The organism is Pigmentiphaga sp. MLSB6-MA01, from assembly GCF_058793475.1.
On the sequence record NZ_JBXAFV010000003.1, the window covers coordinates 182661 to 208769 of the forward strand.

26 protein-coding genes are annotated in these 26109 nt (G+C 68.8%); 9 read left to right on the forward strand and 17 right to left on the reverse strand.

The window, feature by feature from the left end; genetic code table 11:
* Nucleotides 1–8: 8 nt before the first annotated feature.
* From AC1Q6E_RS06380 to AC1Q6E_RS06430, 11 genes are all read right to left on the reverse strand, one after another.
* Nucleotides 9–716: a glycosyltransferase gene (locus tag AC1Q6E_RS06380; protein WP_152792397.1), complete on the reverse strand. Its 708-nt coding sequence runs from the start codon at nucleotides 714–716 to the stop codon at nucleotides 9–11.
* Between the two features lie 147 nt (nucleotides 717–863).
* Nucleotides 864–1643: a TIM barrel protein gene (locus tag AC1Q6E_RS06385; protein ID WP_152792398.1), complete on the reverse strand. Its 780-nt coding sequence runs from the start codon at nucleotides 1641–1643 to the stop codon at nucleotides 864–866.
* A gap of 41 nt (nucleotides 1644–1684) precedes the next feature.
* A complete protein-coding gene (locus tag AC1Q6E_RS06390) occupies nucleotides 1685–2452 on the reverse strand; it encodes an ABC transporter permease (RefSeq protein WP_152792399.1) in 768 nt (255 codons plus the stop codon).
* The gene (locus tag AC1Q6E_RS06395; protein WP_296560154.1) at nucleotides 2449–3231 is read right to left on the reverse strand and encodes an ABC transporter permease; all 783 of its coding nucleotides are present in this window, start codon (nucleotides 3229–3231) and stop codon (nucleotides 2449–2451) included. Before AC1Q6E_RS06395 ends, AC1Q6E_RS06390 begins: the two co-directional genes overlap by 4 nt.
* Nucleotides 3228–4004: an ABC transporter ATP-binding protein gene (locus AC1Q6E_RS06400; protein WP_492572429.1), complete on the reverse strand. Its 777-nt coding sequence runs from the start codon at nucleotides 4002–4004 to the stop codon at nucleotides 3228–3230. Before AC1Q6E_RS06400 ends, AC1Q6E_RS06395 begins: the two co-directional genes overlap by 4 nt.
* 62 nt (nucleotides 4005–4066) lie before the next feature.
* Nucleotides 4067–5041, reverse strand: a complete 975-nt coding sequence (locus AC1Q6E_RS06405; protein ID WP_152792401.1) for an ABC transporter substrate-binding protein — start codon at nucleotides 5039–5041, stop codon at nucleotides 4067–4069.
* Nucleotides 5042–5139: 98 nt separating this feature from the next.
* A complete protein-coding gene (locus AC1Q6E_RS06410) occupies nucleotides 5140–6081 on the reverse strand; it encodes an NAD(P)-dependent oxidoreductase (RefSeq protein WP_366059961.1) in 942 nt (313 codons plus the stop codon).
* Nucleotides 6051–7763 (reverse strand): dihydroxy-acid dehydratase, encoded by a 1713-nt coding sequence (gene ilvD / locus AC1Q6E_RS06415; protein ID WP_152792403.1) that lies wholly within the window; start codon nucleotides 7761–7763, stop codon nucleotides 6051–6053. The genes AC1Q6E_RS06410 and ilvD overlap by 31 nt, the downstream gene beginning before the upstream one ends.
* Before the next feature lie 38 nt (nucleotides 7764–7801).
* On the reverse strand, nucleotides 7802–8488 hold the full coding sequence (locus tag AC1Q6E_RS06420) for a GntR family transcriptional regulator (protein ID WP_152792404.1): 687 nt from the start codon (nucleotides 8486–8488) through the stop codon (nucleotides 7802–7804).
* 10 nt (nucleotides 8489–8498) lie between these two features.
* Nucleotides 8499–9005 (reverse strand): aromatic-ring-hydroxylating dioxygenase subunit beta, encoded by a 507-nt coding sequence (locus tag AC1Q6E_RS06425; RefSeq protein ID WP_296560146.1) that lies wholly within the window; start codon nucleotides 9003–9005, stop codon nucleotides 8499–8501.
* On the reverse strand, nucleotides 9002–10318 hold the full coding sequence (locus tag AC1Q6E_RS06430; protein WP_492572430.1) for an aromatic ring-hydroxylating oxygenase subunit alpha: 1317 nt from the start codon (nucleotides 10316–10318) through the stop codon (nucleotides 9002–9004). The genes AC1Q6E_RS06425 and AC1Q6E_RS06430 overlap by 4 nt, the downstream gene beginning before the upstream one ends.
* Before the next feature lie 165 nt (nucleotides 10319–10483).
* Between AC1Q6E_RS06430 and thpR the strand changes: the two genes are divergently transcribed.
* A complete protein-coding gene (gene thpR, locus AC1Q6E_RS06435; protein ID WP_296560142.1) occupies nucleotides 10484–11026 on the forward strand; it encodes an RNA 2',3'-cyclic phosphodiesterase in 543 nt (180 codons plus the stop codon).
* Between the two features lie 9 nt (nucleotides 11027–11035).
* Here thpR and AC1Q6E_RS06440 read toward each other — a convergent pair whose 3' ends face one another.
* Together AC1Q6E_RS06440 and AC1Q6E_RS06445 are read right to left on the reverse strand one after the other, a co-directional pair.
* Nucleotides 11036–12658: a sulfatase family protein gene (locus AC1Q6E_RS06440; RefSeq protein ID WP_492572432.1), complete on the reverse strand. Its 1623-nt coding sequence runs from the start codon at nucleotides 12656–12658 to the stop codon at nucleotides 11036–11038.
* A 4-nt stretch (nucleotides 12659–12662) separates the two neighbouring features.
* Nucleotides 12663–13646, reverse strand: coding sequence for a Bug family tripartite tricarboxylate transporter substrate binding protein (locus AC1Q6E_RS06445; protein WP_296560136.1), 984 nt, complete (start codon nucleotides 13644–13646; stop codon nucleotides 12663–12665).
* Nucleotides 13647–13830: 184 nt separating this feature from the next.
* Here AC1Q6E_RS06445 and AC1Q6E_RS06450 point away from each other — a divergent pair, with 184 nt between their 5' ends.
* Nucleotides 13831–14763, forward strand: a complete 933-nt coding sequence (locus AC1Q6E_RS06450) for an AraC family transcriptional regulator (RefSeq protein WP_492572433.1) — start codon at nucleotides 13831–13833, stop codon at nucleotides 14761–14763.
* Nucleotides 14764–14769: 6 nt separating this feature from the next.
* Here AC1Q6E_RS06450 and AC1Q6E_RS06455 read toward each other — a convergent pair whose 3' ends face one another.
* Together AC1Q6E_RS06455 and AC1Q6E_RS06460 are read right to left on the reverse strand one after the other, a co-directional pair.
* On the reverse strand, nucleotides 14770–15627 hold the full coding sequence (locus AC1Q6E_RS06455) for a universal stress protein (RefSeq protein WP_152792411.1): 858 nt from the start codon (nucleotides 15625–15627) through the stop codon (nucleotides 14770–14772).
* A 102-nt stretch (nucleotides 15628–15729) separates the two neighbouring features.
* Nucleotides 15730–16665, reverse strand: coding sequence for a LysR family transcriptional regulator (locus AC1Q6E_RS06460; protein ID WP_296560128.1), 936 nt, complete (start codon nucleotides 16663–16665; stop codon nucleotides 15730–15732).
* 132 nt (nucleotides 16666–16797) lie between these two features.
* Here AC1Q6E_RS06460 and AC1Q6E_RS06465 point away from each other — a divergent pair, with 132 nt between their 5' ends.
* Complete coding sequence (locus tag AC1Q6E_RS06465; RefSeq protein WP_296560126.1) at nucleotides 16798–17778, forward strand: Bug family tripartite tricarboxylate transporter substrate binding protein; 981 nt, start codon at nucleotides 16798–16800, stop codon at nucleotides 17776–17778.
* Between the two features lie 34 nt (nucleotides 17779–17812).
* The gene (locus AC1Q6E_RS06470; RefSeq protein ID WP_152799606.1) at nucleotides 17813–18925 is read left to right on the forward strand and encodes a mandelate racemase/muconate lactonizing enzyme family protein; all 1113 of its coding nucleotides are present in this window, start codon (nucleotides 17813–17815) and stop codon (nucleotides 18923–18925) included.
* Here AC1Q6E_RS06470 and norR read toward each other — a convergent pair.
* Nucleotides 18900–20492 carry a nitric oxide reductase transcriptional regulator NorR gene (norR, locus tag AC1Q6E_RS06475; RefSeq protein ID WP_152799608.1) on the reverse strand — a complete coding sequence of 531 codons (1593 nt, stop codon included), beginning with the start codon at nucleotides 20490–20492 and terminating at the stop codon, nucleotides 18900–18902. The genes AC1Q6E_RS06470 and norR overlap by 26 nt on opposite strands.
* Before the next feature lie 163 nt (nucleotides 20493–20655).
* On the opposite strand from norR, the gene hmpA reads away from it, so the two are divergent.
* Nucleotides 20656–21831 (forward strand): NO-inducible flavohemoprotein, encoded by a 1176-nt coding sequence (gene hmpA / locus AC1Q6E_RS06480; RefSeq protein ID WP_152799610.1) that lies wholly within the window; start codon nucleotides 20656–20658, stop codon nucleotides 21829–21831.
* A 22-nt stretch (nucleotides 21832–21853) separates the two neighbouring features.
* On the opposite strand, the gene AC1Q6E_RS06485 is transcribed toward hmpA, so the two are convergent.
* Nucleotides 21854–22753 (reverse strand): LysR family transcriptional regulator, encoded by a 900-nt coding sequence (locus AC1Q6E_RS06485; RefSeq protein WP_492572434.1) that lies wholly within the window; start codon nucleotides 22751–22753, stop codon nucleotides 21854–21856.
* A 107-nt stretch (nucleotides 22754–22860) separates the two neighbouring features.
* Between AC1Q6E_RS06485 and AC1Q6E_RS06490 the strand changes: the two genes are divergently transcribed.
* From AC1Q6E_RS06490 to AC1Q6E_RS06505, 4 genes are read left to right on the forward strand one after another with little or no spacing between them, the layout of a single operon-like run.
* A complete protein-coding gene (locus AC1Q6E_RS06490; RefSeq protein WP_152799614.1) occupies nucleotides 22861–23730 on the forward strand; it encodes an amidohydrolase family protein in 870 nt (289 codons plus the stop codon).
* A 46-nt stretch (nucleotides 23731–23776) separates the two neighbouring features.
* Nucleotides 23777–24328, forward strand: coding sequence for a carboxymuconolactone decarboxylase family protein (locus AC1Q6E_RS06495; protein ID WP_152799616.1), 552 nt, complete (start codon nucleotides 23777–23779; stop codon nucleotides 24326–24328).
* 37 nt (nucleotides 24329–24365) lie between these two features.
* Nucleotides 24366–25166, forward strand: coding sequence for an SDR family NAD(P)-dependent oxidoreductase (locus AC1Q6E_RS06500; protein WP_152799618.1), 801 nt, complete (start codon nucleotides 24366–24368; stop codon nucleotides 25164–25166).
* The gene (locus AC1Q6E_RS06505) at nucleotides 25150–26097 is read left to right on the forward strand and encodes an SMP-30/gluconolactonase/LRE family protein (RefSeq protein WP_492572435.1); all 948 of its coding nucleotides are present in this window, start codon (nucleotides 25150–25152) and stop codon (nucleotides 26095–26097) included. The genes AC1Q6E_RS06500 and AC1Q6E_RS06505 overlap by 17 nt, the downstream gene beginning before the upstream one ends.
* Nucleotides 26098–26109 lie beyond the last annotated feature (12 nt).

The following is a 26109-nucleotide window of genomic DNA, read 5'->3' on the forward strand; positions in this document are numbered from 1 at the left end:
TTGGATGATCAAATCGTCGAGGCCCCGGCCGCGCGCCGCCTCTGGATGGAGGCATGCAGCACCTGGAACAGGCCCAGGTCGCGTGTCGGGACGCCGCGGGTCATGTTGGTCTCGTGGACCCGGTACAGCAGGCCGATCTCCGGGACCCGGCGGATATCGCAGCCGGCGTCCGCCAGGCGCAGGAAGAAGTCCTGGTCCTCGCTGAAACGCAGGTCCGGATCGAACCTGCCGTGCTGCTGGAAAACCTCTCGCCGAAAAGTACTGGCGCCCAGGTGATGCAAATGGCCGGCTTGCTGGCCGTCGGGAAACCGGAAACGCGACGACTGCGCCTCATCCTCGACCACGTACCGGGTCTTGCCCATGATGGCGGCGGCGCCATTCCGTTCCAGTGCCCCACAATGCGCATCGAGACGGCCCGCGGGCCATTGGTCGTCGTGGTCGAGGAACGCGATGAAACGCCCTGCCGCTACTTCCAGTCCCAGATTGCGGGCGCCGGCTGGTCCCACGCCGTCCGAACCCAGGCGCAGGCAGGCATGGTCCTGCTGGAAGGCGTCCAGGATGGCGGCAGTGCCATCCGTCGAACCATCGTCGATGACGATCAGCTCGTCGGCCGCGGACGCATTGCCGACGATGCTGGACAAGGCCTGCGCCAGAAAACGCTGCCCGTTCCTGACAGGCACGATGATCGATGCGCGTACGCTCGCCCGGCCGGTCACCCCCGGCTCCTGGCGCGCGACGCATACTGCTTGAAAACCACCCGGTTTCCCCCCGGTAGCGTGCCTTGCTCCCTCCTGGCGCTAGGCGGCACAGGCCTCGAATCCTAGCACACCGCCATCGTGCCGCGAGCCGATCGGCGGCATCGCTCAGCGGCGCCGCCCCGCCATCCAGCCCAGCGTATCCTCGGTCCGCCCCGACGGCACGTACTCCGCGCCGACGAAGCCGTCATAGGGCAGCTCGTCCAACGCGGCGAACACGTTGGCGAAATGGATCTCGCCGGTGCCAGGCTCGTGGCGCCCCGGCGTATCGGCGAACTGAATGTGGCCGATGCGCGCGCAGTGGGTGCGCAAGCTGCGGATCAGGTCGCCCTCCATGATCTGCATGTGATAGAGGTCGTACTGGATCCGCAGGTTGGGATGCCCCGCGCGGTCGATGGCGTCGAGCGCCGCGCGCGTGGTGTCGATCAGGTAGCGGGGACGGTCCACCGTATTGACCGCCTCCGTCACCACGCCGATGCCGAGGTCGCCCAAGACCTGCGCGGCATGGGCCAGATTGGCCGCCAGCGTGTCCAGGCAGCGCTCGCGATCATGCCCGGGCCCCGGGCAGCCGGCCAGCACGTTGATGTTGCGGGGCTTGAGCACCCGCGCCACCGTGGCGGCCTGCGCCACCGCCTCGCGGAAGGCGGCCTCCCGCCCCGGCACCCCGGCCAGGCCCTGCCCGCCCGTCATCAGGTCGCCCGCTGGCACGTTGCACAGCGCCAGATCGACCCCGGCCGCGTCCAGCGCGTCGCGCCACCGCCCGGCCTCGTGGCCGTAGGGGAACTGGACCTCGACGGCATCGAAGCCGGCCCGGCGGGCGGCCGCGGGCCGCGCCAGTTCAGGCACTTCGAGGAAAAGCATGGACAGGTTGGCCGAGAATCGGATCATGGCGGGGTCAGGTCAGGGTCGATACAAGGGCCGGCATGGCTTCAGGACTCCTCGGGAAAACCGCGCAGGAAAAACCGGCGGGCCCGTCCCAGCAGGAAATTCAGGACCAGTCCGAGCAGCGAGATCGCGACCAGCGCCACGAACATGTCGACCGTGATGAAACTGCGCGAGGCAATCACGAGCTGATGGCCGAGGCCGTCGGTGGAAGTGATCATCTCCGCCAGGAACACCACCACGCAGGATATGACGAGGCCGATGCGGCAGCCGGTCAGGATGGACGGCATGGCCGCCGGCAGGACGATGGACGTCACGATGCGCGAGCGCGGCGTTCCGGCGGCCAGTGCCGACCAGATCAGCTTGGGTTCGACCGACCTCGCGCCGTGCAGCGTCGCCAGCAGGATGGGGAAGGCGGCATCGGCCACGACCAGCGCGATCTTGGACGAATGGTCGAAGCCCAGCAGCAGGATGAAAGCCGGGTAGAGCGCCACCTTGGGGATGGGTCCCAGCACGCGGACCATGGGCACCACGATCGCGGCGCCGACCCGCGACCGGGCCGCCGCCATGCCCAGGCCGACGCCCAGCACCAGGGCGATGAAGAAGCCCACGAACAGCCGGAACAGGGTGATGCCGACGTCGGACAGGAAGGCGGGCGAGGCCAGTTGCTCCAGCAGCCGCATGACGACGGCGTACAGGCTGGGCAACTGGTTCTCGGTCACCCGCCCCGACATGGCCAGCCCCTGCCATGCGGCCAGGATCAGGACCAGCGGCAGCGCGCCGATGAGGGGAGAAATGCGGCGAGCCTTCGTCATAGCGCCCCCGCCGTGGCGTCGGACTGCCGGTCGGCCCAGCGGGTCAGCCGCGCGCGCACGGCCTCGAAGCACATGTCGAGCACGATGCCCAGGACGCCGATGACGATGATCATCGCGTAGACCGTCTCGTACTGGGCCATGTCCATGGCGTTGAACAGGATATTGCCCGCGCCGGTCTGGCGCGCGATCATTTCGCTGGTGATCATGGTGATCAGGCCCATCACGATACCGGTGCGGCAGCCGGTCAGGATCTCCGGCAGCGCGGCCGGCAACACGATCCGGAACATGCGCTGCGCGCCGTTCATGCCCATGGCCGCGGCGGACCACAGCATCTTCTCTTCCACGGCGCGCGCGCCCTGGTAGCTGTGGTACAGCAGCGGCAGGCTGACCCCCAGGAACACGACCAGGATCTTGGAGGCGTCGCCCACGCCCAGCCACAACATGATGAGCGGCATCAGCGCGGCCTTCGGAATGGGATAGACCACCATCAACAGCGGATTCATCAGAGTCTCGACCACCGGCGAGCGGCCCATCAGCAGGCCGACAGGCCCCGCCACCATCAGCGCCAGGGCGAAGCCGATCAGCATGCGCCGCAGCGAATCCAGGATGTCGAAAGTCGCCTGCGGGTCGGCGAAGATGCGCGGCAGCTCGCACAATGCCTGCGCGGCCGTCGGCAGGCCCGGGTTGTCGTACAGGCGCGCCGCGACCTCCCACGCCACCAGCAGTCCCAGGCACACCAGCAGCGCGGATACGCCCGGCGCTTGCAGGACCTTCTTCACGCCGCTTCCTCCTGCTCGGGCTGGTTGTCGATCATCGCCTCGATATCAATGACGTACCGCTGGTAGCGGGGATTGAGCAGCAGCTCGGCGCGCACACGCGGCCGGGGCAGGTCGATGGTGACGATTTCCTTGATGCGCCCGGGCGACTTGGTCAGCACCACGACCCGGTCCGACAGATAGACCGCCTCCTCCACGCTGTGGGTGACGAACAGCACGCTCTTGCGGTCGCGTTCCCAGATCTTGAGCAGATCGTTCTGCAGGCGGTTGCGGGTATGCGCATCCAGCGCGCCGAAGGGTTCGTCCATCAGCAGGACGGCGGGGTTGTAGGCCAGCGTACGGGCGATGGCCACCCGCTGCTTCATGCCGCCCGACAATTGCTTGGCGTAGAAATTCTCGTAGCCCGACAAACCCACCATGGCCAGCAGCTCGCGCGCCCGCGCCTCGGCCGGCGCCTTCGCCACGCCCTGCTGGCGCAGGCCGTACGCCACGTTGCCCAGCACCGTCTTCCATGGATAGAGCGCGAACTCCTGGAATACCGGCCCGCGGTCCGGGCCGGGGCCGGTGACCGGCCGGCCGTCGATCTCGACCACCCCCGAGATCTGCTTGACGAACCCGCCCACGATGTACAGCAGCGTGGACTTGCCGCAACCCGAGGGACCGAGGATGGAGATGAACTCGCCGTCGCGAAGGTCCAGAGAAATATCCGACAGGGCGACATGCCGCTCGCCCTTGCCGACGGCGAAGACCTGGGAAACGTTCTTGATGGCAATCATGGAGGGGTTCCAGAGCGCGGCCCCGCCTGCGCGGGGCCTGTCCTTGCATGGGCGCCGGGGCGCTACTTGATCGGGGCGTGCATGTCGCCGTTCTTGAACGAGGCCACGTCCACCTTCTGCGACATCAGGCCGGCTTGCGTGAAGCTGTCCAGCAGACTCTGGATGGCCGGGAAATTGGGCGCCATGCCGGGATCGCGGGCGAAGTCGTTGGCCTTGAGCAGATAGGTGTCCAGCACCGATACGGGCGCCTTGGTCACCTCGGACACGACCTTCAGCGTCTCGGGGCGATTGGCCAGCACCTTGCCCATGGCGGAGGTCAGGTCGCGGATATAGGCCTTCACCAGCTCGGGGTTCTGGTCCACGAAATCCTTGCGGCACGCTTCCAGGATGTGCACGAAATTCGGCTGCTGGTCGGCCACCGAGAAGAGCTTGCGCAGGCCGCCCTTGGCTTCGGCGCGCGCCGCGAAAGGCTGGTTCAGCACGCCGGCATCCACGCGGCCCGCCCGGATCGCGTCCTCGGACGGCGCGAAGCCGGTCTCGATCAGCTTCACGTCGGTCTTGGGATCCAGGCCGTTCTTCTCCAGCATCTGCACCAGCGGCGCATAGACGCCCGCCCCCAGCACCGACAGGCCGATGCGCTTGCCCTTCAGGTCCTTGACGGACTTGATGGGCGAATCATCCTTGACGGCCCAATAGACCGAGAAGCTGGAGGGGGTCTCGAACACGTGCTGGGCGATGATCGAAGTCTGCACCTTGGCCTCGATCAGGCCCTGCCCGACGGACAGCGGCGTCTGCGTGCCACAGTCCACCGCCTTGGCGGCGAAGGCCTGCATGACCGGCGACGTGCCCTGGAACTGCACCCATTCGATCTTGTACTTCGAGCCGATCTGCGGGAACTCGGCGGGCCGCTTCATCATCCAGTACTTGGCTTCCTCGGCGGGGATCAGCCAGCCCACGCGGATCACCTGCTGGGCGGCGGCGGGTACGGACCATGCGGCGATGAGGCCGGTCAGGGCAAGCGCTGCGATTTTCTTCATGAATGACTCCTGGCAGGTTGACGATCGGATTTCAATTCCACGATGCTGCACATGACCACGTTTCGCCCCCAAGGGCGCGCGCGCAAGCGCGTAGCGGGTCATCTACGGTCGCTCAGCTTATAGATTTCCAGCGCCTCGGACTCTGGGCCGAGCGTGGCGTTGACCAGCCGGAACATCTGCGAGGCCACCGCGGTCATCGGCACCGGCGTGCCGGTCTGGCGGGCCAGTTCGACCACGCTGTCCAGATCCTTGAGCATCGTATAGGTGTGGCCGATGGGGGGATGATGGACGCCCTGCGCCATGCGCGGCAGGAACAGCTGCAGCGGCTTGGAATCGGCGAACCCGCCGGCCAGGGCCTGCGGCAGCAGCATCGGGTCGATGCCGGCGTTCGCCGCCAGCCGGGTGGCCTCGGCCAGGATGGCCATGGTACCGCCGACGATGATCTGGTTGCACAGCTTGGTGGTCTGCCCCGCGCCCAGCGGGCCCATCAGCGTGAAACGCTGGGCCATGTGCTGCACGTAGGGCCGGACCCGTTCGTAATCTTCCTGGCTGCCGCCCGCCATGATGGCCAGTGAGCCTTCTTCTGCGCCCTTGGTTCCGCCGGAAACCGGCGCGTCCATCCAGCGCATGCCATTGGCGGCGGCCAGGCGGGCCGCGATGTCGCGCGTGGCCGCCGGCGTGATGGACGAGAAATCGACCACGACCTTGCCCTGGCCCGGCACGGACGCCAGCCCGTTCGCGCCGAACGCCACTTCCTCGACCGCCGCGGCGTCGGTCAGGCACATGAAGATGATGTCCGCCTCGCGCGCCACGTCGGCGGGACTGGCCGCCACGCGCGCGCCCGCCGCCCGGGCCGGTTCGGCCTTGGCCGCCGAGCGGTTCCAGACCGCCAGGCCGCAACCCGCCGCCCGCAACCGCAGCGACATGGGCAAGCCCATCAGGCCCATGCCCAGATATCCCAATCGTGCCGTACTCATCGTGCTTCCTTTTTCTCGAATATCGTGGCGGTTCAGACGGAGTGGCTCGCCGGTTCGGGCCACTGCGCGCCGCCGTCATGGGTGACGGCGCCGGTGTCGGCCTGCCCCACGGTCTTGGCATACTTGGACAACAGCCCCGCCTTGTGGTTGGGCGGCGGCGGCTGCCAGGCGGCGCGGCGGCGCGCCAGCTCGGCGTCGTCCACCAGCAGCTCCAGGGTACGCGCGTCGCCGTCGACACGGATGCGGTCGCCGTCGCGTACCAGCGCCAGGGTGCCGCCCGCGGCCGCTTCGGGCGCGATGTGCCCGACGCAGATGCCGCGCGTGGCGCCCGAGAACCGGCCGTCAGTCAACAGGGCCACCTTCTCTCCCATCTGCTGGCCATAGATCAGCGCCGTCACGCCCAGCATCTCGCGCATGCCCGGTCCGCCGGCAGGGCCTTCGTAGCGGATGATGAGCACGTCGCCCTCGGCGTAGCGCCGCTGGCTGACGGCCTCGGCGCAGGCATCCTCGCCGTCGAAGACCCGCGCGGGGCCCTCGTGCACGCGCCTGGCCAGGCCCGCGACCTTCAGCAGCGCGCCGCTGGGCGCCAGGTTGCCCTTGAGCACCGCCAGGCCGCCGTCGACCAGGATGGGCTGGTCGGCCCGGCGCACGACTTTCTCGTCGGGCTCCGGCGCCGCCCCGTGCTCTTCGGCCAGCGTGCGGCCGGTCACGGTGAGACAACTGCCGTCGATGTGCCCGCTGCGTATCAGTTCGCGTATCAGCACCGACACGCCGCCGATGTCGTAGACGTCCTTGGCCACGTACTTGCCGCCCGGCCGCAGGTCGCCGATCAGCGGCGTGCGCGCGAACACCGCCGCCACGTCGTCGACGTCGAAGGCGATGCCTGCCTCGTTGGCGATCGCGGGGATGTGCAGGGCCGCGTTGGTCGAACCGCCCGTGGCCGCCACCAGCGCACAGGCGTTTTCCAGCGCCTTGCGCGTAACGATCTCGCGCGGCAGCGGGCCGCCGTTCTCGATCAGTTTCATCACGATCTGGCCCGCGCGGCGGGCGATGTCCAGGCGCTCGGAATACACGCCCGGCACCATGGCCGAGTTCGGCACGGTCAGCCCCAGCGCCTCGGCCACCATGGCCATGGTGTTGGCCGTGAACTGGCCCGCGCAGGCGCCGATGGTGGGCTTGCAGGCGCGCTCCAGCATCATGACCTTCTCTTCGGTCATCTTGCCGGTCTGGGCCGCGCCCACCGCTTCGTAGGCATCCAGCACCGTGATGTCACGCCCTTCGAAACGTCCCGGCAGCGCGCTGCCGCCGTAGACGAACACACCCGGCACGTTGCAGCGGACCAGCCCCATCATCGCGCCCGGCAAGGTCTTGTCGCAGCCGCCGAACGCCACCAGGCCGTCGTGCGCATGGCCGTGCACCACCGCCTCGATCGAATCGGCGATCAGCTCGCGGCTGACCAGCGAGAACTTCATGCCCTCGTGGTTCATGCCTATGCCGTCGGACACCGAAATGGTGGCGAACTCCCGCGGCGTGCCGCCGGCCGAGGCCACGCCCATGCGCGCGGCCTCGACCTGCGGCGCATGGGTCATGTTGCAGGGGCTCAGGTCGCCGCGCATGCTGACGATGCCGACCATGGGCTTGGCGATGTCCTCGTCGTCCAGGCCCGTGGCGCGCATGAAGGCGCGGTGCGGCGTCCGGTCCAGTCCCTCGCGGGTGATGTCGGATCTCAGGCGCTTGGTTTTCATTCTCTTCTACTCCGGGTTCTCGGTCTTCGTTGCCGGCCTTATCGGCTCATGGCACCGGGCACGGCGCTGAGCCGGTCGAACACCCAGCTCACGTCGGTCTCGATGAATTTTCGGGCCTGCGCGAAGTCGCCCGCGCGCATGGCCGCCACCGCCGACTCGTGCAGGTGGTCGGCGGCGATGGTGTCGGTGTGCAGGAACTCGCGCGTGGCGCGCAGGTAGGCGCCCGATTGCAGCCAGAGGCTGTCGATCATGGCCAGCATGACGGGCGACTGCGCGGCCTGGTAGATGGTGTAGTGGAAGATGCGGTTTTTCTCCAGGCTGTCCACCAGCCCTTCGCGCGAACGGCGAGCCACGGTGATCTCGGCGGCCAGCCGCCCGAGTTCGTCCAGCTGGCGGGCGGTCAGGCGCGGCCCGGCCCACTCGGTGACGGTGCCCTCGACCAGCACGCGCGAGCGGCGGATATCGTCCAGCCGCTCCCGCGTGATCAACGGCACGCGCACGGTGCCGCTGCGCATCGGCTCCAGCCCTTGCTGGGCCACCAGTTGCCGCAGCGCCTCCCGCACCGGCATGGTGCTGGTCTCCAGCGCGTTGGCCAGGTCCTGGATGCCGAGCAACTGGCCGGCGGGATATTCGCCGTGCATCAGCTTGTTGCGCAGGGTCTGGTAGACCGCGTCGGACACCGAGGACCGCACGACGGGCTTGATGACACCCAGGGCAGGGAGCATGGCGGCCGTCCTAGACACAGTAGAAATCGATCATGGTGGGGATGACGTCGTTCATCAGCACGATCTTCTTGGCCGCGATGCGCCAGCCGTCGCCCTGCGGCCTGAGCAGGTGCTCGTAGCGGCCGAAGAACGTATGCTGGTCGCGGTGCTTGACGTTGTAGACATGGCAGGTCCAGGCCGACTCGACGCGCACCCGGCCCTCGCCGGCCGCCGTCGCCACGCATCCAGTCACGGCATGGCAGGTACGGGGCAAGGGCGTGGAAGCGACCGACAACCCGGACCGAACCCGCCAGACGCGGTCTTCCAGGCCGGCGCGCGCGGCGCAATACATCAACGACAACTCGCTGTCCGGCGACACCGACAACCGATGCTCGTCGGTCCACGCGGGCAGCCAGAAACTCGCGTCCTCGGCATACAGCGCCAGCCAGTCGTCCCAGCGCTGCGCGTCCAGGTGGGCGGCTTCCTGGAACACGAGGGCCTGCGCGTCGGCCTGCACTTCCAGCGCCAGCCTGCTCATTTCAATTTCCTCGACCAGTTGCGGTACAGCGCATGGAACACGGTCTCGTCGCTCATCTCGAACGCTCCAGAGATCGACGTGTCAGGCGCGATGTCCAGCTCCGCCGCGTGCGCATCGGCGCCCCGCACCACCCGTCCCATGCCGCGCGAGTAGCCCTGCTGCCACTCGATCTCGCCGCTTTCGAAGCCACGCTGGCAGTCCTCGAAAGTGACCGTATCGTCGGGCGTGGCCAGGCCGCTGGGGTTGAAGAAGTCCTCGTACTGGCGCAGCCGCTGGCGCCGCTGTTCAGCATCCTCGCCCACCGGCGCCAGGCAATAGGACGTGATCTCGGTCAGGTCGACCGCCAGCGGGCGGATGACGCGCATCTGCAAGGCCGCGTTGGAAGCCAGTTGCAGGTTGGGAAAGACGTTGCACTGGCGCGTGCGCAGCATCCATTCCGCGCGCGTCCCGCCGACGCGCTCCCGGAGCTCGGACAGGCGGGCGTACAAGGGATGGTTCTCCACCGGCGAAGTGGTCCAGACCAGCGCGTGTCCGTTGGCAAAGCCGAAGGACCCCATCATTTCTTCGCGCTTCTTGCCTCCGGCCTGCCAGATCGCCGCCTCGACGTCGGTTCGTCCCGCCATGCCGGAACGCCGGTCCAGCAACCGCAGGTAGGACGGATGCGTGGATGTGAAGTGGTAGGCGTCGGTGGAGTTCTCCAGTTGCAGCTTCCAGTTGCCGCGGTAGGTGTAGGTGACCGCGCCGGGCACGATCTCCAGGCCGGCTTCGCTCTGGTCGACCGCCATGTCGATGAAACGCCGGATGTCGCCCAGGTATTCCTCGAGCGGCGGCACCTCGGCCGCCAGGCTGGCGAACAGGAAGCCGCGGTATTCCGCGAAGCGGGCCACCGGCTGGAGATCGTGGCTGTCATCGTCGAAGGCGGCGGGATAGTCGCCCTGGGCCTTGCCCTTGACGCCCAGGTTGCGCCCATCGCTGCCGTAGGCCCAGCCATGGTAGTGGCAGACATGGGTCCGGCGGTTGCCGCGACGCTGATGGCAGACCAGGGCGCCCTTGTGGCGACAGGAATTATGGAAACAGCGCAGCACGCCATCCTGGCCTCGCATGACGACCAGCGGCTGCCGCCCGATGCTGGTCGTGACGTAGTCCTGGGGATTGGGCACCTGGGAAGCATGGGCGACGAACACCCAGCCGCCGTGGAAGAAGCGGTCCATTTCCCGGGCGTAGACGTCGTCGCGGCGGAATACGTCGCGGTGGACGCGGAATACGCCGTCGGCGGGCCTGTCGTCGATAAGATGGGCAATGTCTGCCGGCATGGATCCCCCGAGGTGCGCGCCAGAATTAGATCTTGGATATTCGATCTTTGATCAAATCCTAGCAAGCGGATGACCACAATGACCACGGGGGTTTACCCGTGCCGGACCGCCGGAACAGCGGCGCCCCCACACCGGCCCGCTGACCCGGCCGGGGTATCCTAAGGCATGCCCGCCACCGCTCCCGACCATTCCCGCTGCTTCATCGCCCTCGGCCCCGACGACTGCACACGCGCACGCCTGGCCGCGCTGGGCGCCAACCTGCCGCCGGCGCGCCTGCATCCCGCCGACCTGCACCTGACGATCGCTTTCCTGGGCGGCCTGACGCACGATCACGAAATCCGGCTGCGCGCGGCGCTGGCGCCCCTGGCGCGCGCCCTGCCCGTGCTGGACGGCGAGTCGCTGGAACTGTGGCCGCAGCCGGCGCGGCCCCGCGTGGCGGTGGCCAGCTTCTCGCTGCCCGCGCCACTGCGCCGAATGGTCGAGGACACACAAACCATCGTGCGCGGCATGGGGCTGCCGGTGGAAGGCCGCCCCTTTCGCCCGCATGTGACGCTGGCCCGCTTCAAGGCCGACCAGTCCATGCCGGACCTGCCGCGGCCCATGCCGGCGATTCCGCCGGCGCGCTTCGGCACGCTGGGCCTGTACGCCTCGGCGCCGGCCGGATCGGAGCTGCGCTATGCCGCGCTGTTCCGGTTCGACCTGGCCTGACCTCCGGCGTCAGGCCTGCGCGCTGGGCAGGGGCGAGCTTTCCGAAAGGCGGATCATTTCCACCGCCAGCGCGGCCACCAGACGATCCCGCTGGCCACGGGCCGACGGCACGTTCCACAGGTCCTGGACCTCGTGCGGGTCGGCTTCCAGGTCGTAGAACTCACACACCGCCGGATCGTCCGACAACGTCAGCCGGTGGCGGCCATCGAACAGCGTGCGCACCTTGAAGCGACGCGGCCGTCCGAACGCGTATTGCAGCGGTTCGCTTTCAACCACGATGCCGGCGCGCTCCGGCGCCGGCGCGGCCTCGCCGCGGATCATCGGCAGCAGGTTCGCGCCCTGGATGCCGTTGAAGGGCGCCAGGCCGGCGCGCGCCAGGATGGTCTGCGCGATGTCTATCGTGCCCGCCACGTCGTCCACCACCGCGCCGCGCCGCTGCTCGGCCAGTTGCGGATCGTGCCAGATGAACGGGACCTGGGTCACGCTGCGATAGTGCATGACGCCCTTGAGCGCGATGCCGTGGTCGCCCATCATCTCGCCGTGGTCGGCGGTGAAGATGACCACGGTATCCTCGCGCAGCCCCAGTTCGTCCAGCCTGGCCAACACCCGGCCGATGCAGTCGTCGACCAGGCTGATCGAACCGTAGGTCAACGCGGTCACCTCGCGGCACTCGCGCTCATTCAAGGCGAAAGGCACGTAGGCCTCGCGCGAGGCGCCCGCGCGGGTGCGCTCGTGCACGGCCCGCAGCAGCGCCGGCATGTTCTCCTGGTGGAAAGACGGCGGCAGCGGAATGCCTGCCGGGTCGTACATGTCCCAGTACTTGCCGGGAGGCGTGAACGGGTGGTGCGGATCGGGGAACGAGCATTGGATGAAAAACGGCGCATCATCGTCCCGCCCCGCGTGCCGGGCCAGCCACTCGCAGGTCTGCTCGGCCACGTAGCTCGAGGGATACAGCTCCACCGGCATGCGTGTGCGCCAGGCCTGCGGCGAATCGTAGCGGTCGTCGGCGATGGCATTTTCGCGGCCGCGCAGGCTGTCGGGATCGGGATGGCGCTCGGCCAGCCAGCGCGCGTAGTCGCCCTGCACGCGGTCGCCGTGCATGGTGCACAGGCGCACGTCGTCGAAGCCGTAGAACGGCGTCTGCACATGGAAGGATGGATCGGCCTTCCAATAGGGCGTCCACTCGTTGTCGTAGTCGCGGCCGCGCCGGTGGTGCCGGTGCGCGTCCTTCATCGCCTCCGACGGCGGCGTGCCGCCGTTCAGGTTTTCCCAACCGCGGATGGGCGGATTGTTGTAGCCGAAGTTCTGCAGGTGCGACTTGCCGATCAGCGCCGTCGCGTACCCCGCATCGCGCAGCAGCTCGACGAAGGTGACGTCCTCGCGCGACAGCGGGATGCCGTTGTGCAACACGCCGTGCAGCGAGGGCATCCGGCCGGTCATCAACGTCGCCCGGTTCGACATGCAGGTGGGACTGGCCACGTAGAACTGCGAGGCGCGCACGCCGGCGCGCGCCAGCGCGTCCAGGTTCGGCGTGCGCAAGATGGGGTTGCCGTAGCACCCCAGGTGATCGGCCCGCTGCTGGTCGGTCATGACCAGCAGGATGTTAGGCCGCTTGGAAACACGCGGGTTCATGCGATCAATCGGCCGAGATGTTGAATTCTTTGACGATCTTGCCGTAGCTGTCGTACTCGGCCTTGGCCATGCGGGCGAGATCTTCGGACGAACCGCCCAGCGGCACTTCCCACTGCTGCTTGAGCTTGGCGGCGGTGTCCGGCTGGCGCAGCACCGCGTTGAACTCCTGGTTCAGCTTTTCGACCACGGCGGGCGGCGTTCCCTTGGGCGCGAACACGCCGTACCAGGCGCCGGTCGCGGTGTTGGGATAGCCCTGCTCGGCCAGCGTAGGCAGGTCGGGCATCAGGGGTGAACGCTCCTTCTCGGCCATGCCCAGCGCCACCAGGCGCCCGGCGGCGATATGCTGCGCCACGACGCCGATACTGGCGTAGGTGATCTTCACGTGGCCGCCCAGCACGTCGGCGATCGCGGGCGCCACGCCCTTGTAGGGCACGTGCAGCATGTCCACGCCCGCGGACTTCTTGAACAGCTCGCCGGCGATATGCATGGGCGAACCGCTGCCCGGGGTGGCATAGGCGATTCCGGGCTGCTTCTTGAGCAGCGCGACCAGCTCCTTGGCGTTCTTCACGCCCAGCGACGGGTGGGCCACCATCATCATGGCGCCCTTGGACGGCGCCACGACGGGTACGAAATCGTTCAGCACATCCAGGTTGACGTTCGCGCTCTTGGGCAATACGTGGGGAGCGATCAGGAACGTATTGGGCGCGAACAACAGGGTGTAGCCGTCGGCCGGCGCGCGCGCGACCGCCGATGCGCCCATCATGCCGCTGACGCCCGGACGGTTCTCGACGATGATGGACTGGTGCATGCGCGCGGCGAGCTTCTCGCCCAGCATGCGGGCGCCGATGTCCGGTCCGCCGCCGGCGGGATAGCCGACGATGATGGTGATGGGCTTGGCCGGGAAATCATTCCCCTGCGCGTGCGCGGTCAGGGCGGCAAGCGGCAGACAGCCCAGGGCCAGGGCGAATTTGCGGAGCAATGCGAACATGGAGGCACCTATGAAAATGCGGGGCGGACGGCGCCGCGCGGGACGCCACGGGCGCCTCCGAACGCGGAGAAGCGCAGATTCTTCCCTGAAAACCCGCCAGCCTCCACCCCAATAACGCTTCATTAGGCCGCAATTCGTCCCGCCTGCCGATAAAATCGACAGGGCGCCATCGATGGAGGAAGACGTGGATGTATTGAGCGAGGTCCTGTCCGGCTGCCGGGCCGATAGCGCCACGACCGGCCGCTTCATCCTGCATGCCCCGTGGTCGCTGGAGTCCACGGGACTACAGGGCGCGATGTTCCGTATCGCCCAGGGCGCGCCCTATTGGATACAGCCCGCAGGCATGCCGCCCGTGCGGGTGCCCGCGGGCGACCTCGTCGTGCTGCCCCGCGGCGGCAGGCATACCATTTCGTCCGAGCCGGGACTCGCTCCAGTGCCCTTCGCCGACGTGCTGGCCGCCCACGGCATGCGCGAGCGCGGGGAAAAACCGCTGGTGTTCACGCATGGCGAAGGCGGCACGCCCACCGAGCTGTTCACCACCATCGTCGACTACGGCCCGTTGGGGCAGAACACCGTGCTGCGCTTCCTGCCCGGCCTCATCCACCTGCGCGAGGACGACGTGAACCTGGCCTCGTGCCTGGCGCCCACCATGCGCCTGTTCATCGAGGAAAGCCTGAACCGCCAGCCGGGCTGGAAGCTGTCGGCCGCGCGCATGGGCGACCTGCTGATGGTGCACGTGCTGCGCGCCTATCTGCTGCGGCACCGCGACACCGAACCGAACTGGCTGCGCGGCCTGGCCGACCCCAAGATCGCCCAGGCCATCATGCTGATGCACCGCTGGCCCGAAAAACCCTGGACCCTGCCCTGGCTGGCCGACGAAGTCTGCATGTCGCGCTCGCGCTTCAGCGCGCGCTTCCGGGAGCTGGTGGGCGTATCGCCGATCTCCTATCTGACGGCGCGCCGCATGGAGCGGGCCGCCGAACGGCTGCGGCTGGGATCGGTGCGGCTGGCCGACGTGGCCGAACTGGTCGGCTACGGCTCCGAAAAGATCTTCGCCCGCGCCTTCCGGCGCTGGGCAGGCGTGCCGCCCGGCGAATACGGACGGCGCGCCGGCTGAGTCCGTTCAGGGCTGCCGCTGGCGGACGATCAGCACGTCGCAGGGCGTGTGCTGGATCAATTTTTCCGCCACGCTGCCGATGGCCGTGCGCAGGATCCCCGTGCGGCCATGCGTGCCCACCACCAGCAGCTCGGCGGGATGGCGCGCCACGTAGTCGGGCAGCACATCCTCGGGCAGGCCATGCTCGATCTTCCATTCGACGTCGGGCCGGTTCAACAGCGCCGCGTTCCGTTTCATGAATTCGGCCACCTCGTTGTCGGCCCGCGCCCTGGCCTGTTCCACCACGGCCGCCTCGGCATGCGCGCCATGGGTGGAGAAAGCGTGGAACAGCAGCGGCCGCGCATCCGGGAACAGGCTCAGCGCCGCCTGCAAGGCCTGGCGCGCGCCCTCCGAGAAATCGACGGCGGCGACGAAATCGCGATAATCGTGATGCGGCCGTTCGCGCACGATCAGGATGGGCTGGGCGGCCTCGCGCGCGAGTTTCTCGACCGTGGTGCCGAGCAGCAGGCGGCCCAGGGTCTCGTCGCGGGCCACCCCGGTGACGATGAGATCGCAGTGGCGCGCCTCGGCCGTCTTGCGGATGACCTCGACCGCATGCCCCGTTTCCAGCACCAGCTCGGCCTGGACGTCTACGCTGCCCAGGCCGGCCCGGAAGCGCCGCTCGGCGGTATTTCGGTCGACCACCTGGCTGCGCCGGGCGGTCAGCACGTCGCCCAGCGACGTCTCGTGCACGCACACCGCGACCAGCCTGGCGCCGTGCTCGCGCGCCAATTGCACCGCCCGGTCCTGGGCGCGGTCGCAGCGCGCGCTCAGGTCGGTGGCGAGCAGGATGCAGCGCAGGTTTTCGGTGGAGGGTCCTTCCATGCTGATCTCCCTTGGCGAGGATCCGGAGGCGGGACGGGAAGGCCGTGGATCGCGCAGCCTCCCCGCCGGACCTACGATACCAACGGACGGCGGCCCTGCCAATCAGAACGAGAACGACGCGCGGGGGGCATCGCGCCCGGCCGCGGCGCACGCCTCGATGTAGCCGGCCAGCAGCCGCGCCGCCGCGGAAAGCGGCCGCCGGTCGTCATGGGCCAGCCACAACCCCATCGTCATCGGCGGCCCGCCGGGCGACAGTTCGGCCAGGAGTCCGGACTCGATGTCCCGGCGGACCGTCTTGGCCGGCACGCACCAGATGCCCACGCCCGCCGCCGTCAGCTCCCGCACCATGCCCGATTCGGTGGCGCGCGATGCCACCGGCGTGCCGGCGATGCCGGCCGCGCGCAGCATGTCGGCCATGTGGATCGAGAACCCGGAACGATGCGCGGCCCGCACGAATTTCTGCCGGGCCAGTTCCTGCGGCGACACCTCGCCGCGTCCGGCCAGGGGATGCGAGGGGGCGGCCACCAGGGCGAAGCGCTCGACACCGATGACCCGGCCCGCCACCCCCTCCTGCGGCCACCGGCTCAGGAAGCAGCCCAGGTCGGCGCTGCCGTCGCGGACTTGCGCGAGGACCTCGTCCAGCGTGCCGGCCACCATGGCCAGCTCGTATTCGGGATGTTCACGGGCGAAACCCGCCAGCGCGGGCGGCAGCACCGAATTGGCCACCGGCCGCTGGCAAGCCAGGACGATGCGCCGCTCGCCGGAGCGGCGGCCGCCGTCGAGGTCCTCGGACAGGCGCGCCGCGTCGTCCAGCATCGCGCGGGCATGGGCCAGCACGCGCTCGCCCGCCTCGGTCAGCGTGGGGCGCCGGCCACGCCGGCGCAGGAACAGCGCCGCCCCCGCCCGGCGCTCCAGGGCCTGGATATGCTGGCTGACCGACGGCTGGGCGATGTCCAATTGCTGGGCGGCGCCGGCGAAGCTGCCCGTCTCGGCAACGGCCACCAGCACTTCGAGTCCGCGCGGGGACAGGCTGATCATGCATCCTCCCATAGGTCATTGCCTATATCTCATATAGGGTGCCGGCCCGTTGCCCCGGGCCGCCTCCGCCGATGATACTGCCTGGCTTCCAAGGCGCCACGCACGCGCGCCGCACGATGACAGGAGACACCCATGAAACGTTTGCTGGCCCCCGCCGCGCTGGCCCTGGCGGCACTGCTGGCCTGCGGGACGCCCCACGCCCAGTCGCGCCCGGAATTTCCGTCCAAGGGCGTGCACATCGTCAACCCCTTCCCGCCCGGATCGCCGGTGGAATACATTGGCCGGCTCGTCGCGCAGAACCTGGAACAGGCCTGGGGCAAGTATGTCGTCGTCGAGAGCCGCTCCGGCGCCGGCGGCACCGTGGGCGCCAACTACGTGGCGAAGGCGGCGCCCGACGGCCATACGCTGCTGGTCACCACGGCATCGCCCATCTCCTTCGCCGCCGCGCTGTACGAAAAGCTGCCCTACGACCCGGTCAAGGACCTCGCGCCCGTCTGGGGCATCGTCACCCCCGGCCAGGTCGTGGTGGTCAACAGCCAGCTTCCCATCCGCACGCTGGCCGAACTCGTGGCCTACGCCAAGGCCAATCCCGGCAAGCTGTCGTACGCCTCGTCGGGCATCGGCACGGTGCAGCACTTCGGCGGCGAGCTGTTCCAGGCCCGCACCGGCACCAGGCTGGTCCACGTCCCCTACCGGGGCGGCGCCCCCGCCGCCACCGACCTGGCTGGCGGCCATGTACAGGTCATGTTCGACTCGCTCACCAACCAATTGCGGAATATCGAGTCGGGCAAGGTCAGGCCGCTGGCCATCCTGCGCTCGCGCCGCGACAGCAAGCTGCCCGACGTTCCCACCGCCGCCGAGGCCGGCGTGTCCGGCGTGGAAGTCGTCAACTGGATCAGCCTGTTCGCGCCGGCCGGCACGCCGGCGGACGTGCTGCGCACGCTGCGCCAGACGACGAAATCCGTCATGGCAGCGCCCGACAACGTCGCCAAGCTGACCGAGACCTTCGGCGAAGCGCAGGTGCTGGACGGCGAACAGTTGGCGCAGATGATCCCGACCGAAGCCCGCACCTACATCGAACTGGTCGAACGGGCCGGCATCCCCAAGCAATGACCGCGGCCCCGGCCGCCCCACGCAGGAATTCCGCATGAAAATCGTCCGCGTCGAAACCATCCTGCTGACCATCGCGCTCAATCGCGACTATGGCGGCAGCGTCTACAGCGTGCCCCGCAAGAACGCCATCATCACCCGCGTCCATACCGACGAGGGCCTGGTCGGCCATTGCGTGAACGGTGAAGGCAGCTTCGAGGTCCACCGCCAGGCCCGCGACATCGTCGACCAGGAACTGGCCCCGCTGCTGATCGGCCAGGACCCCACCGCCATCGAAACCCTGTGGTCCCGCATGTGGGCGGCCACTCATCGCGGCGGCCGCGACAAATGGTCGGCCGTGCGCGCCGTAGCCTGCGTGGACAGCGCGCTGTGGGACTTGCTGGGCAAGCGCGCGGGCCTGCCCCTCTATCAGCTGTGGGGCGGCGCGCGCCATGCGCTGCCCATCGTCGCCATCGGCGGCCAGTACCGCGACGGCTACGCGCCGCAGGACTACGGCGCCGAGATGGAGGAATACCGCGCGCTGGGCCTGGCCGGCTGCAAATTCAAGGTGGGCGGACGCGAGGTCGAGGAAGACCTGGCACGCACCCGGGCCGCGCGGCGGGCGGGCGGCGACGATTTCGTGCTGTTCGCCGATGCCAACCGCGCCTGGAGCCGCACCCAGGCCCTGGCCTTCTGCCGGCAGGCGGCGGACCTGGACCTGCGCTGGTTCGAAGAACCCTGCCACTGGGACGACGACCGGCGCGATCTCGCGCTGCTGCGCGCGCAGACGGGCATGCCCATCGCCGCCGGCCAGTCGGAGATCACCACGCAAGACTGCCGCGACCTGATGCTGGACGCCGCCATCGACGTCTGCAACCTGGACGCGAGCTGGGGCGGCGGCCCGACCGCCTGGCTGCGGGTGGCACGCATGGCCGCCTGCTTCGGGGTGCAGATGGGACACCACGGCGAACCCATGGTGGGCTCGCACCTGCTGGCCGCGGTGGAGAACGGGACCTACGTCGAAACCCACCACCCGGACCGCGACCCGATCTTCCACCAGATGGTACTCGGGCGGGGCCGGATAGAAAACGGGCACTACACCCTGCCCCAGGGGCCGGGCTGGGGCGTGGACTTCGATCCGGAATTCATCGAACGGTACCGGACGGATTAAGGCCCGGCCGGAGCCCCAGCCTTCCCGCCAGGCGCGCAAGATTGGCCCGGTCCATGCCCAACTCGCGCGCGGCCGCCGACCAGTTGTCCCCGTGGCGGCGCAGGGCCGCGCCGATCAGGCCGCGCTGATAGCTCTCCACCGCCAGCTTCAGCGGCTGCACGGGAGCGCCGCGGGCGGGGGCCGGGTCGTCGTACGCGGGAGCGGGCGGGCCGGCGCCCCTCTCCTCCAACCCCAGGTCCGCCACCGTCAGCGTCAGGATGGCCGGCCGCCTGGCCTGCCGGGACAATGCTTTCAACGCGCTGCGGCTGATCAGGTGTTCCAGCTCGCGCACGTTGCCCGGCCAGTCGTAGGCCAACAGGGCCGCCTGCGCCTCGGCGGCCAGGCGCAGATTGCGCAGCCCCAGGCGTGAACGGTTTTCGTCCAGGAAGGCGCCACTTAGCAGCAGCACGTCGCGGCCCCGTTCGCGCAAGGGCGGCACCCGCAGGGGATAGACGCTCAGGCGGTGGTAGAGGTCGGCGCGAAAGCGCCCCTTGCGGACCTCCTCGGCCAGATCCCGGTTGGTCGCCGCGATCAGCCTCACGTCCACATGATGCTCGCGATCGGACCCCAGACGCTGCAACTGCCCGCTCTGCAACACGCGCAGCAGCTTGGCCTGCACCGCCAGCGGCAGCTCGCCCACTTCGTCCAGCAGCAGCGTACCGCCATCGGCCAGCTCGAATTTGCCTCGCCGGTCGCCCACCGCGCCCGAGAACGCCCCCTTGACGTGGCCGAACAGTTCGCTTTCCACCAAGGCTTCCGGCAGGGCCGCGCAATTGATGCCGACCAGCGGCCGCATCGCGCGCGGCGAAGCCGCATGCAGCGCCTGGGCCACCAGTTCCTTGCCGACTCCGGTCTCTCCCGTGACCAGCACGGTGAGATCGCTCGCGCCCACGGTGCGCACCTCGTCCAGCAACCGCCGGATGACGGCGCTGTGCCCGAGCAGCGGACGCGGCGCGGTTTCCGCCGCCGCCGCGCGATAGATTTCCGCGCGCTGGTGCTCGTCGCTGGCGCGCGAGGCAAGCTGTTGCAACCGGTCGGCCACGCTGACCGTCGCCGCCGCCAGGCTGGCGAAAGTCTGCAGGGCATCCAGGTCCTGCGCCGAGAAACGCTCGGCCTCCATCGCGTCCAGTGTCAGCAGGCCCCAGGGACGCTCGCCCACCCGCAGGACGCAGCCCAGGCAATCGTGCACCTCCAGTTGCTCGCCCTCCATCCCTTCGACCAGGCCATCATAGGGATCGGGCAGGCCGCTCCCCGCCGGGAAGCGCGTGGGGCCGTCGGATTCGAGCAGCAACTGGAAGCGGGGATGCTCGTCCACCCGGAAACGGCGACCCAGCGTATCGCTGCTCAGGCCATCGACGGCCAGCGGCACCAGCCATTCGCCATCGAGCCGCAGCAAGGCTGTTGCATCGCAAGGAACCAGGGTGCGCACGGCCTCCAGCAGGCGCCGGTAACGCTCCCCTTCCGCAAGGTCGCGCGCCAGGTCGTTCACCAGTGGAACAAGTGCGAGCAGCAAGGCGTTAGAAGTCATTTTGACTCACATAAGGTCATAAAGACACAAGCAAATGCCAAGTCATTATGACTCATGGCGAGAGCAAATGGCGCAGTGCCGCGAAATTGCGCCTGGCACGCATCTTGTAAGAGAGAAAGCGAAGGCCGTCCCGTCCCGGCCGGCCGCTCTTGCAGGAGATACCATGCTGTCCGCTCAACAACGAGCCATCATCAAGGCCACTGTCCCGCTGCTGGAAACCGGCGGCGAAGCCCTGACCACCCATTTCTATCGCCTGATGCTGGCCGAGTACCCGGAGGTGCGGCCCCTGTTCAACCAGGCTCACCAGGCCAGCGGCGACCAGCCCCGCGCGCTGGCCAACGGCGTGCTGGCCTATGCCCGCCACATCGACGACCTCACCCCCCTGGGCGGGCTGGTCGGCCGCATCGTGAACAAGCACGTCGGCCTGCAGATCCTGCCCGAGCACTATCCCATCGTCGGCGCCTGCCTGCTGCGCGCCATCCGCGAAGTGCTCGGTCCCGACGTCGCCACCGACGAAGTCATCGAAGCCTGGGGCGCCGCCTACCAGCAGTTGGCCACGCTGCTGATCGGCGCCGAGGAACAGTGCTACGCGACCCAGGAGAAGGCGGCCGGCGGCTGGCGCGGCGCGCGCGCCTTCCGTGTCGCCCGCAAGGCCCAGGAAAGCGCGGAGATCACTTCGTTCTACCTCGTGCCCGCCGACGGCGGCTCCCTGCTGGACTTCGAGCCCGGCCAGTACATCGGCCTGAAGCTGGTCGTCGACGGCGCCGAAGTCCGCCGCAACTATTCGCTGTCCGCGCCCCCCAACGGCCGCGAATACCGCATCAGCGTCAAGCGCCAGGGCGACGGCGTCGTCTCCAACCACCTCCATGACCGGATCGGCGAAGGCGACACGCTGGAACTCTTCCCGCCCTCGGGCAACTTCACGCTGCAGGCCAGCGACAAGCCGCTGGTGCTGATCAGCGGCGGCGTCGGCATCACGCCCACCCTGGCCATGCTGCAGGCCGCCCTGGGCGGCTCGCGCGCGATCCACTTCATCCACTGCGCCCGCAACCAGGCCGTCCACGCCTTCCGCGACTACGTGGATGCCGCCGCCGGCAAGTTCCCCCAGCTCAAGCGCTTCTATTGCTACGACGAACCCGGCGAAGCCCAGCGTCCCGATGCCATCGGCCTGCTGACCAAGGAACAACTGGCGCAGTGGCTGCCGCAGGACCGCGACGTCGACGTCTACTTCCTGGGTCCCAAACCCTTCATGCGCAACGTGCAGCGCTACCTGAAGGAACTTGGCGTGCCGGAGGCGCAGACGCGGTATGAGTTCTTCGGACCGGAGGCGATGGCTTAGGGCCGGCTGACGCAAGGCCGCGCTACGCGAAGAACTGCTTCATCTCCAGCCCGCGGATGATCTGCGCGGTCGCCTCCGCCAGCGGAGGCAGCGGGCCGCTGGACGGCGTGGCCAGGGTCAGGTTGTTCATGATGACCGGCTCGACGATGGACGAAAAGGCCAGGAAATCCTGGCCCGCCATGTCGCTCAGCGCCGAACGCGGGATGATGGTGAACATGCCTTCCTTGGCCATGGTCTCCAGGATGGTGTGCACCACGTCCACCTCGGCCACCACGTCCAGCGTCACGTTCACTTCGCGGCAGGTGCGATCCACCAGCGCGCGGATGGTATTGGGCGCGCTGGGCAGCACCAGTGGATAGCGGCCCAGGTCCCGCGCGCGCACGCGCGGCGGCGGCGCGGGCCGGCAGGCCTTGCCATAGACCAGCACCAGGTCCTCGCGGTAGATGGACTCGAACCGCAGCAGGGACGAGGACGGCGGATCGTACAGCAGCGCCAGGTCCACCCTGCCCTTGACCAGCCACTCGTTCATCTCGGAACTCAGGCCTTCAGCCAGCGTCAGCGCGGCATCGGGATGCTGGCGGCGGAACGACTGCACGATGTCCGGCGCCATCCGCCGCGCGACGCGATGCGGCATGCCCAGCCGCACTTTGTCCTGCGACGCGGCGCGAAAGGCGCGCATGTCCTGCCGCGCGTGCTGGGCCATGGCATCGAGGCTCTTGGCATGCTCCAGGAACCGCAGCCCGGCCTCGGTGGGCTCCACGCCCCGGCCGGTGCGCACCAGCAGGTGGTGGCGCAGCTCGGCTTCGAGCAACTGGATCTGCCGGCTGAGCGACGGCTGCGAAACGCCCAGCACCTCGCCCGCGCGGGACAGGCTGCGCATTTCGCAGACGACGATGAAGTAGCGGATTTGCCGAAGGTCCATGGATGCAATGGTATACGTTTTTCCTATATCAGAAGTCAGCGATGGCGCATTGCTCGGCCCCGGGGGCTTGCGCATGATGCGGGGTTGACGTTCACCACGACCCCGCCATGCCCGACTGCGCTCCTCCCCTTGCCGAGATCACGCCTCCCGCCGATTCCCTGCCGGCGCGCGCCTGCGACACCCACTTCCATGTTTTCGGCCCCGCCGACGTCTTCCCCTACGCCGACGACCGCCCCTACACCCCGCCCGACGCGCCCTTCGAACGGCTGCGCGACCTGCACCGGCGGCTGGGATTCGAACGCGGCGTCATCGTGCATCCGGGCTGCCATGGCCATGACCTGTCGGTCACGCTCGATGCGCTGGATCGCGGCGCCGGCCAATACCGGGCGGTGGCGCTGCTGGACCCGGCCGCCGACGAAGCCCGTATCGCCGAACTCGACCGGCGCGGCGTGCGCGGCGTGCGCTTCAACTTCGTGGCCCACCTGGCCAACGCCGGCTGGGACGAACTGGCGCGTATCGTGCCCCGCATCGCCCCTTTCGGCTGGCACGTCTGCATCCATTCGGACCAGGCCTCGCTCGAAGGCCTGCTGCCCAGGCTCAGGACGCTGCCCGTGCCGTTCGTGATCGACCACATGGGACGCGTAGCGGCCGCGGAGGGCACGCAGGGCGCGGCCTTCCGCGCCCTGCTCGCGCTGCGCGACCACCCCGGCGCCTGGGTGAAGATTTCCGGACTGGACCGCACGTCCAGCAGCGGCAAGCGGCCGTTCCAGGACGCCGAGCCCCTGGTGTCGGCGCTGCTGGACGCCATGCCCGAGCGCCTGCTGTGGGGCACGGACTGGCCGCATCCGAACGTGCGCGGCGACATGCCGGACGACGGCGAGCTGCTGAACACCTTCCTGCGGCTGTGCCCCGATGCCGCCACGCGCCAGCGCATCCTCGCGGACAACCCGCACGAGCTGTTCCGGTTCGCGCAATGACGCGGCGCGTGCCCCCCCTTCGCCCAGAACACCAGGAGACCCAAGCATGCCTAGGCTGAATCCCCCCGACGTCGAACAGATGTCCGAACACCAGCGCCGTGTCTACGACGCCATCGCCTCGGGCCCGCGCGGCAAGGTGCGCGGACCGCTGGCGATCTGGCTGCACCGCCCTGGCCTGGCCGAACACGCCCAGGCGCTGGGCCAGTATTGCCGCTACGACTCCAGCCTGCCGCCGCGCCTGTCCGAACTGGCCATCCTGACCATGGCCGCGCTGTGGCGCGCGCCTTTCGAATGGTGGGCCCACCATCCCATCGCCCTGAAGGCGGGGCTGGACGCGGACGTGGCCGAGCAGATCCGCGCCGGCGCCACCCCCGTGTTCGCCCAGCGCGACGAATCGCTCGTCTATCGCTTCGTGCGCGAACTGGTGGAAACGCGGCGGGTCCCGGACGCGCTCTACCAGGAAGCCATCGAGGTCCTGGGCAAGGACGGCGTCGTCGACCTGGTCGGCATGGCCGGCTACTACACCCTGATCTCGATGACGCTGAGCGTCTTCGACATCCCCACGCCCGACGGCAGCACCGTCGAATTCGGGCGTTGATGCCCTTTCAACCCTCACCACGGACGAGATACCCATCATGACTGGCCGCCTGCAAGGCAAGATAGCGATCGTCACCGGCGCTGGCAGCGTCGGCCCCGGCTGGGGCAACGGCCGCGCCATCGCCTACCGTTTCGCGCAGGAAGGCGCGCGTGTGTTCGCGGTGGACCGCGACCCCGCGGCCATGGAAGAAACCGTGGCCCGCGTACGCGAGATCGGCGGCGAGATCGCCATCTGGCGCTGCGACGTCACCTCGTCGGACGAGGTCCGGGACATGGTGCGCGCCTGCGTCGACACCTGGGGCGGCGTGGACATCCTGGTCAACAACGTGGGCGGCTCGCGCAAGGGCGGCCCGGTGGACCTGGACGAAGCGGCCTGGGACGCGCAGATCGACTTCAACCTGAAAAGCGTCTACCTGGGCTGCCGCCACGTGCTGCCGCTGATGGAAGAACAGGGCGGCGGCGCCATCGTCAACATCGCCTCGACCTCGGGCACGCGCTGGACCGGCTCGGCCCAGGTCGGCTATTCCAGCGCGAAGGCCGGCGTCATCCAGTTGTCGCGCGTCGTGGCGCTGGAATACGCCAAGAAGAACATCCGCTGCAACACCGTCGTTCCGGGCCAGATGCACACCCCCATGGTTGAAGTCCGGCTGGCCGGGCAGCGCGCGGGCGGCGACATCGAAAAACTGCTGGCCCAACGCCAGTCGCGCATCCCCCTGCCGTTCATGGGCGACGGCCTGGATACCGCCAACGCCGCGCTGTTCCTGGCGTCCAGCGAGGCCCGCTTCATCACCGCCACCGAAATCGTGGTCGACGGAGGCATGAGTGCTCGCTGCGACTGACGCACCCGTGCGCTATCCCGATCCCGCCGTCATCGCGCTGGATCCTCGCTTCGAGAAACTGGTGCTGCCGCTGGCGGCCGTCGAGCGCCTCGCCACGGGATGCCGCTGGGCCGAAGGGCCGGCCTGGTTCGGCGACGGCCGCTACCTGCTGTGGAGCGACGTGCCCAACGACCGCATCATGCGCTGGGACGAAATCACCGGCCAGACGCACGTGTGGCGGCCGGTATCCGGCCATGCGAACGGCAACACGCGCGACCGCCAGGGACGCCTCGTCACCTGCGAACACCAGGGGCGCCGCGTCAGCCGCACCGAACACGACGGCCGCATCACCGTGCTGGCCGACCGCTACCAGGGCAAGCGCCTGAATTCGCCCAACGACATCGTCGTGAAATCCGACGGCTCGATCTGGTTCACCGATCCGCCCTTCGGCATCATCGGCTACTACCAGGGCGAGAAGGCAGAACAGGAACTACCCGCCGCCATCTATCGCATCGACCCGCACAGCGGCGCGGTCGACCTGGTCTGCGACTCGGTCAGCGGCCCCAACGGCCTGGCCTTCTCGCCGGACGAGAAACAGCTGTACGTGATCGAATCGCGCGCCCGCCCCCGCAACGTCCTGGTGTTCGACGTCTCCGACGACGGCCGGCGACTGGGCCCGCAACGCGTGCTGTTCGACGCCGCCGACGGCACTCCGGACGGCTTCCGCGTGGACGTCGAAGGCAACCTCTGGTGCGGCTGGGGCATGGGCACGCCGGAGCTGGACGGCGTCCGTGTCTACTCGCCCCGGGGGGAACTCCTGGGCCGCATCGCCTTGCCCGAACGCTGCGCGAATCTCTGTTTTGGCGGCAAGCATCGCAACCGCCTGTTCATGGCGTCCTGCACGTCGATCTACTCGTTGTTCGTCAATACCCAGGGCGCCCCCGGCGGCTGATTGCCCGCACCC

Coding starts and splice junctions, on each gene's coding strand:
- AC1Q6E_RS06385 (WP_152792398.1), bottom strand. CDS start 1,643: ATGATCCGATTCTCGGCCAACCTGTCCATGCTTTTCCTCGAAGTGCCT.
- AC1Q6E_RS06390 (WP_152792399.1), bottom strand. CDS start 2,452: ATGACGAAGGCTCGCCGCATTTCTCCCCTCATCGGCGCGCTGCCGCTG.
- AC1Q6E_RS06400 (WP_492572429.1), bottom strand. CDS start 4,004: ATGATTGCCATCAAGAACGTTTCCCAGGTCTTCGCCGTCGGCAAGGGC.
- AC1Q6E_RS06405 (WP_152792401.1), bottom strand. CDS start 5,041: ATGAAGAAAATCGCAGCGCTTGCCCTGACCGGCCTCATCGCCGCATGG.
- ilvD (WP_152792403.1), bottom strand. CDS start 7,763: ATGAAAACCAAGCGCCTGAGATCCGACATCACCCGCGAGGGACTGGAC.
- AC1Q6E_RS06420 (WP_152792404.1), bottom strand. CDS start 8,488: ATGCTCCCTGCCCTGGGTGTCATCAAGCCCGTCGTGCGGTCCTCGGTG.
- AC1Q6E_RS06425 (WP_296560146.1), bottom strand. CDS start 9,005: ATGAGCAGGCTGGCGCTGGAAGTGCAGGCCGACGCGCAGGCCCTCGTG.
- AC1Q6E_RS06430 (WP_492572430.1), bottom strand. CDS start 10,318: ATGCCGGCAGACATTGCCCATCTTATCGACGACAGGCCCGCCGACGGC.
- thpR (WP_296560142.1), top strand. CDS start 10,484: ATGCCCGCCACCGCTCCCGACCATTCCCGCTGCTTCATCGCCCTCGGC.
- AC1Q6E_RS06440 (WP_492572432.1), bottom strand. CDS start 12,658: ATGAACCCGCGTGTTTCCAAGCGGCCTAACATCCTGCTGGTCATGACC.
- AC1Q6E_RS06445 (WP_296560136.1), bottom strand. CDS start 13,646: ATGTTCGCATTGCTCCGCAAATTCGCCCTGGCCCTGGGCTGTCTGCCG.
- AC1Q6E_RS06455 (WP_152792411.1), bottom strand. CDS start 15,627: ATGGAAGGACCCTCCACCGAAAACCTGCGCTGCATCCTGCTCGCCACC.
- AC1Q6E_RS06460 (WP_296560128.1), bottom strand. CDS start 16,665: ATGATCAGCCTGTCCCCGCGCGGACTCGAAGTGCTGGTGGCCGTTGCC.
- AC1Q6E_RS06465 (WP_296560126.1), top strand. CDS start 16,798: ATGAAACGTTTGCTGGCCCCCGCCGCGCTGGCCCTGGCGGCACTGCTG.
- AC1Q6E_RS06470 (WP_152799606.1), top strand. CDS start 17,813: ATGAAAATCGTCCGCGTCGAAACCATCCTGCTGACCATCGCGCTCAAT.
- norR (WP_152799608.1), bottom strand. CDS start 20,492: ATGACTTCTAACGCCTTGCTGCTCGCACTTGTTCCACTGGTGAACGAC.
- hmpA (WP_152799610.1), top strand. CDS start 20,656: ATGCTGTCCGCTCAACAACGAGCCATCATCAAGGCCACTGTCCCGCTG.
- AC1Q6E_RS06485 (WP_492572434.1), bottom strand. CDS start 22,753: ATGGACCTTCGGCAAATCCGCTACTTCATCGTCGTCTGCGAAATGCGC.
- AC1Q6E_RS06490 (WP_152799614.1), top strand. CDS start 22,861: ATGCCCGACTGCGCTCCTCCCCTTGCCGAGATCACGCCTCCCGCCGAT.
- AC1Q6E_RS06495 (WP_152799616.1), top strand. CDS start 23,777: ATGCCTAGGCTGAATCCCCCCGACGTCGAACAGATGTCCGAACACCAG.
- AC1Q6E_RS06500 (WP_152799618.1), top strand. CDS start 24,366: ATGACTGGCCGCCTGCAAGGCAAGATAGCGATCGTCACCGGCGCTGGC.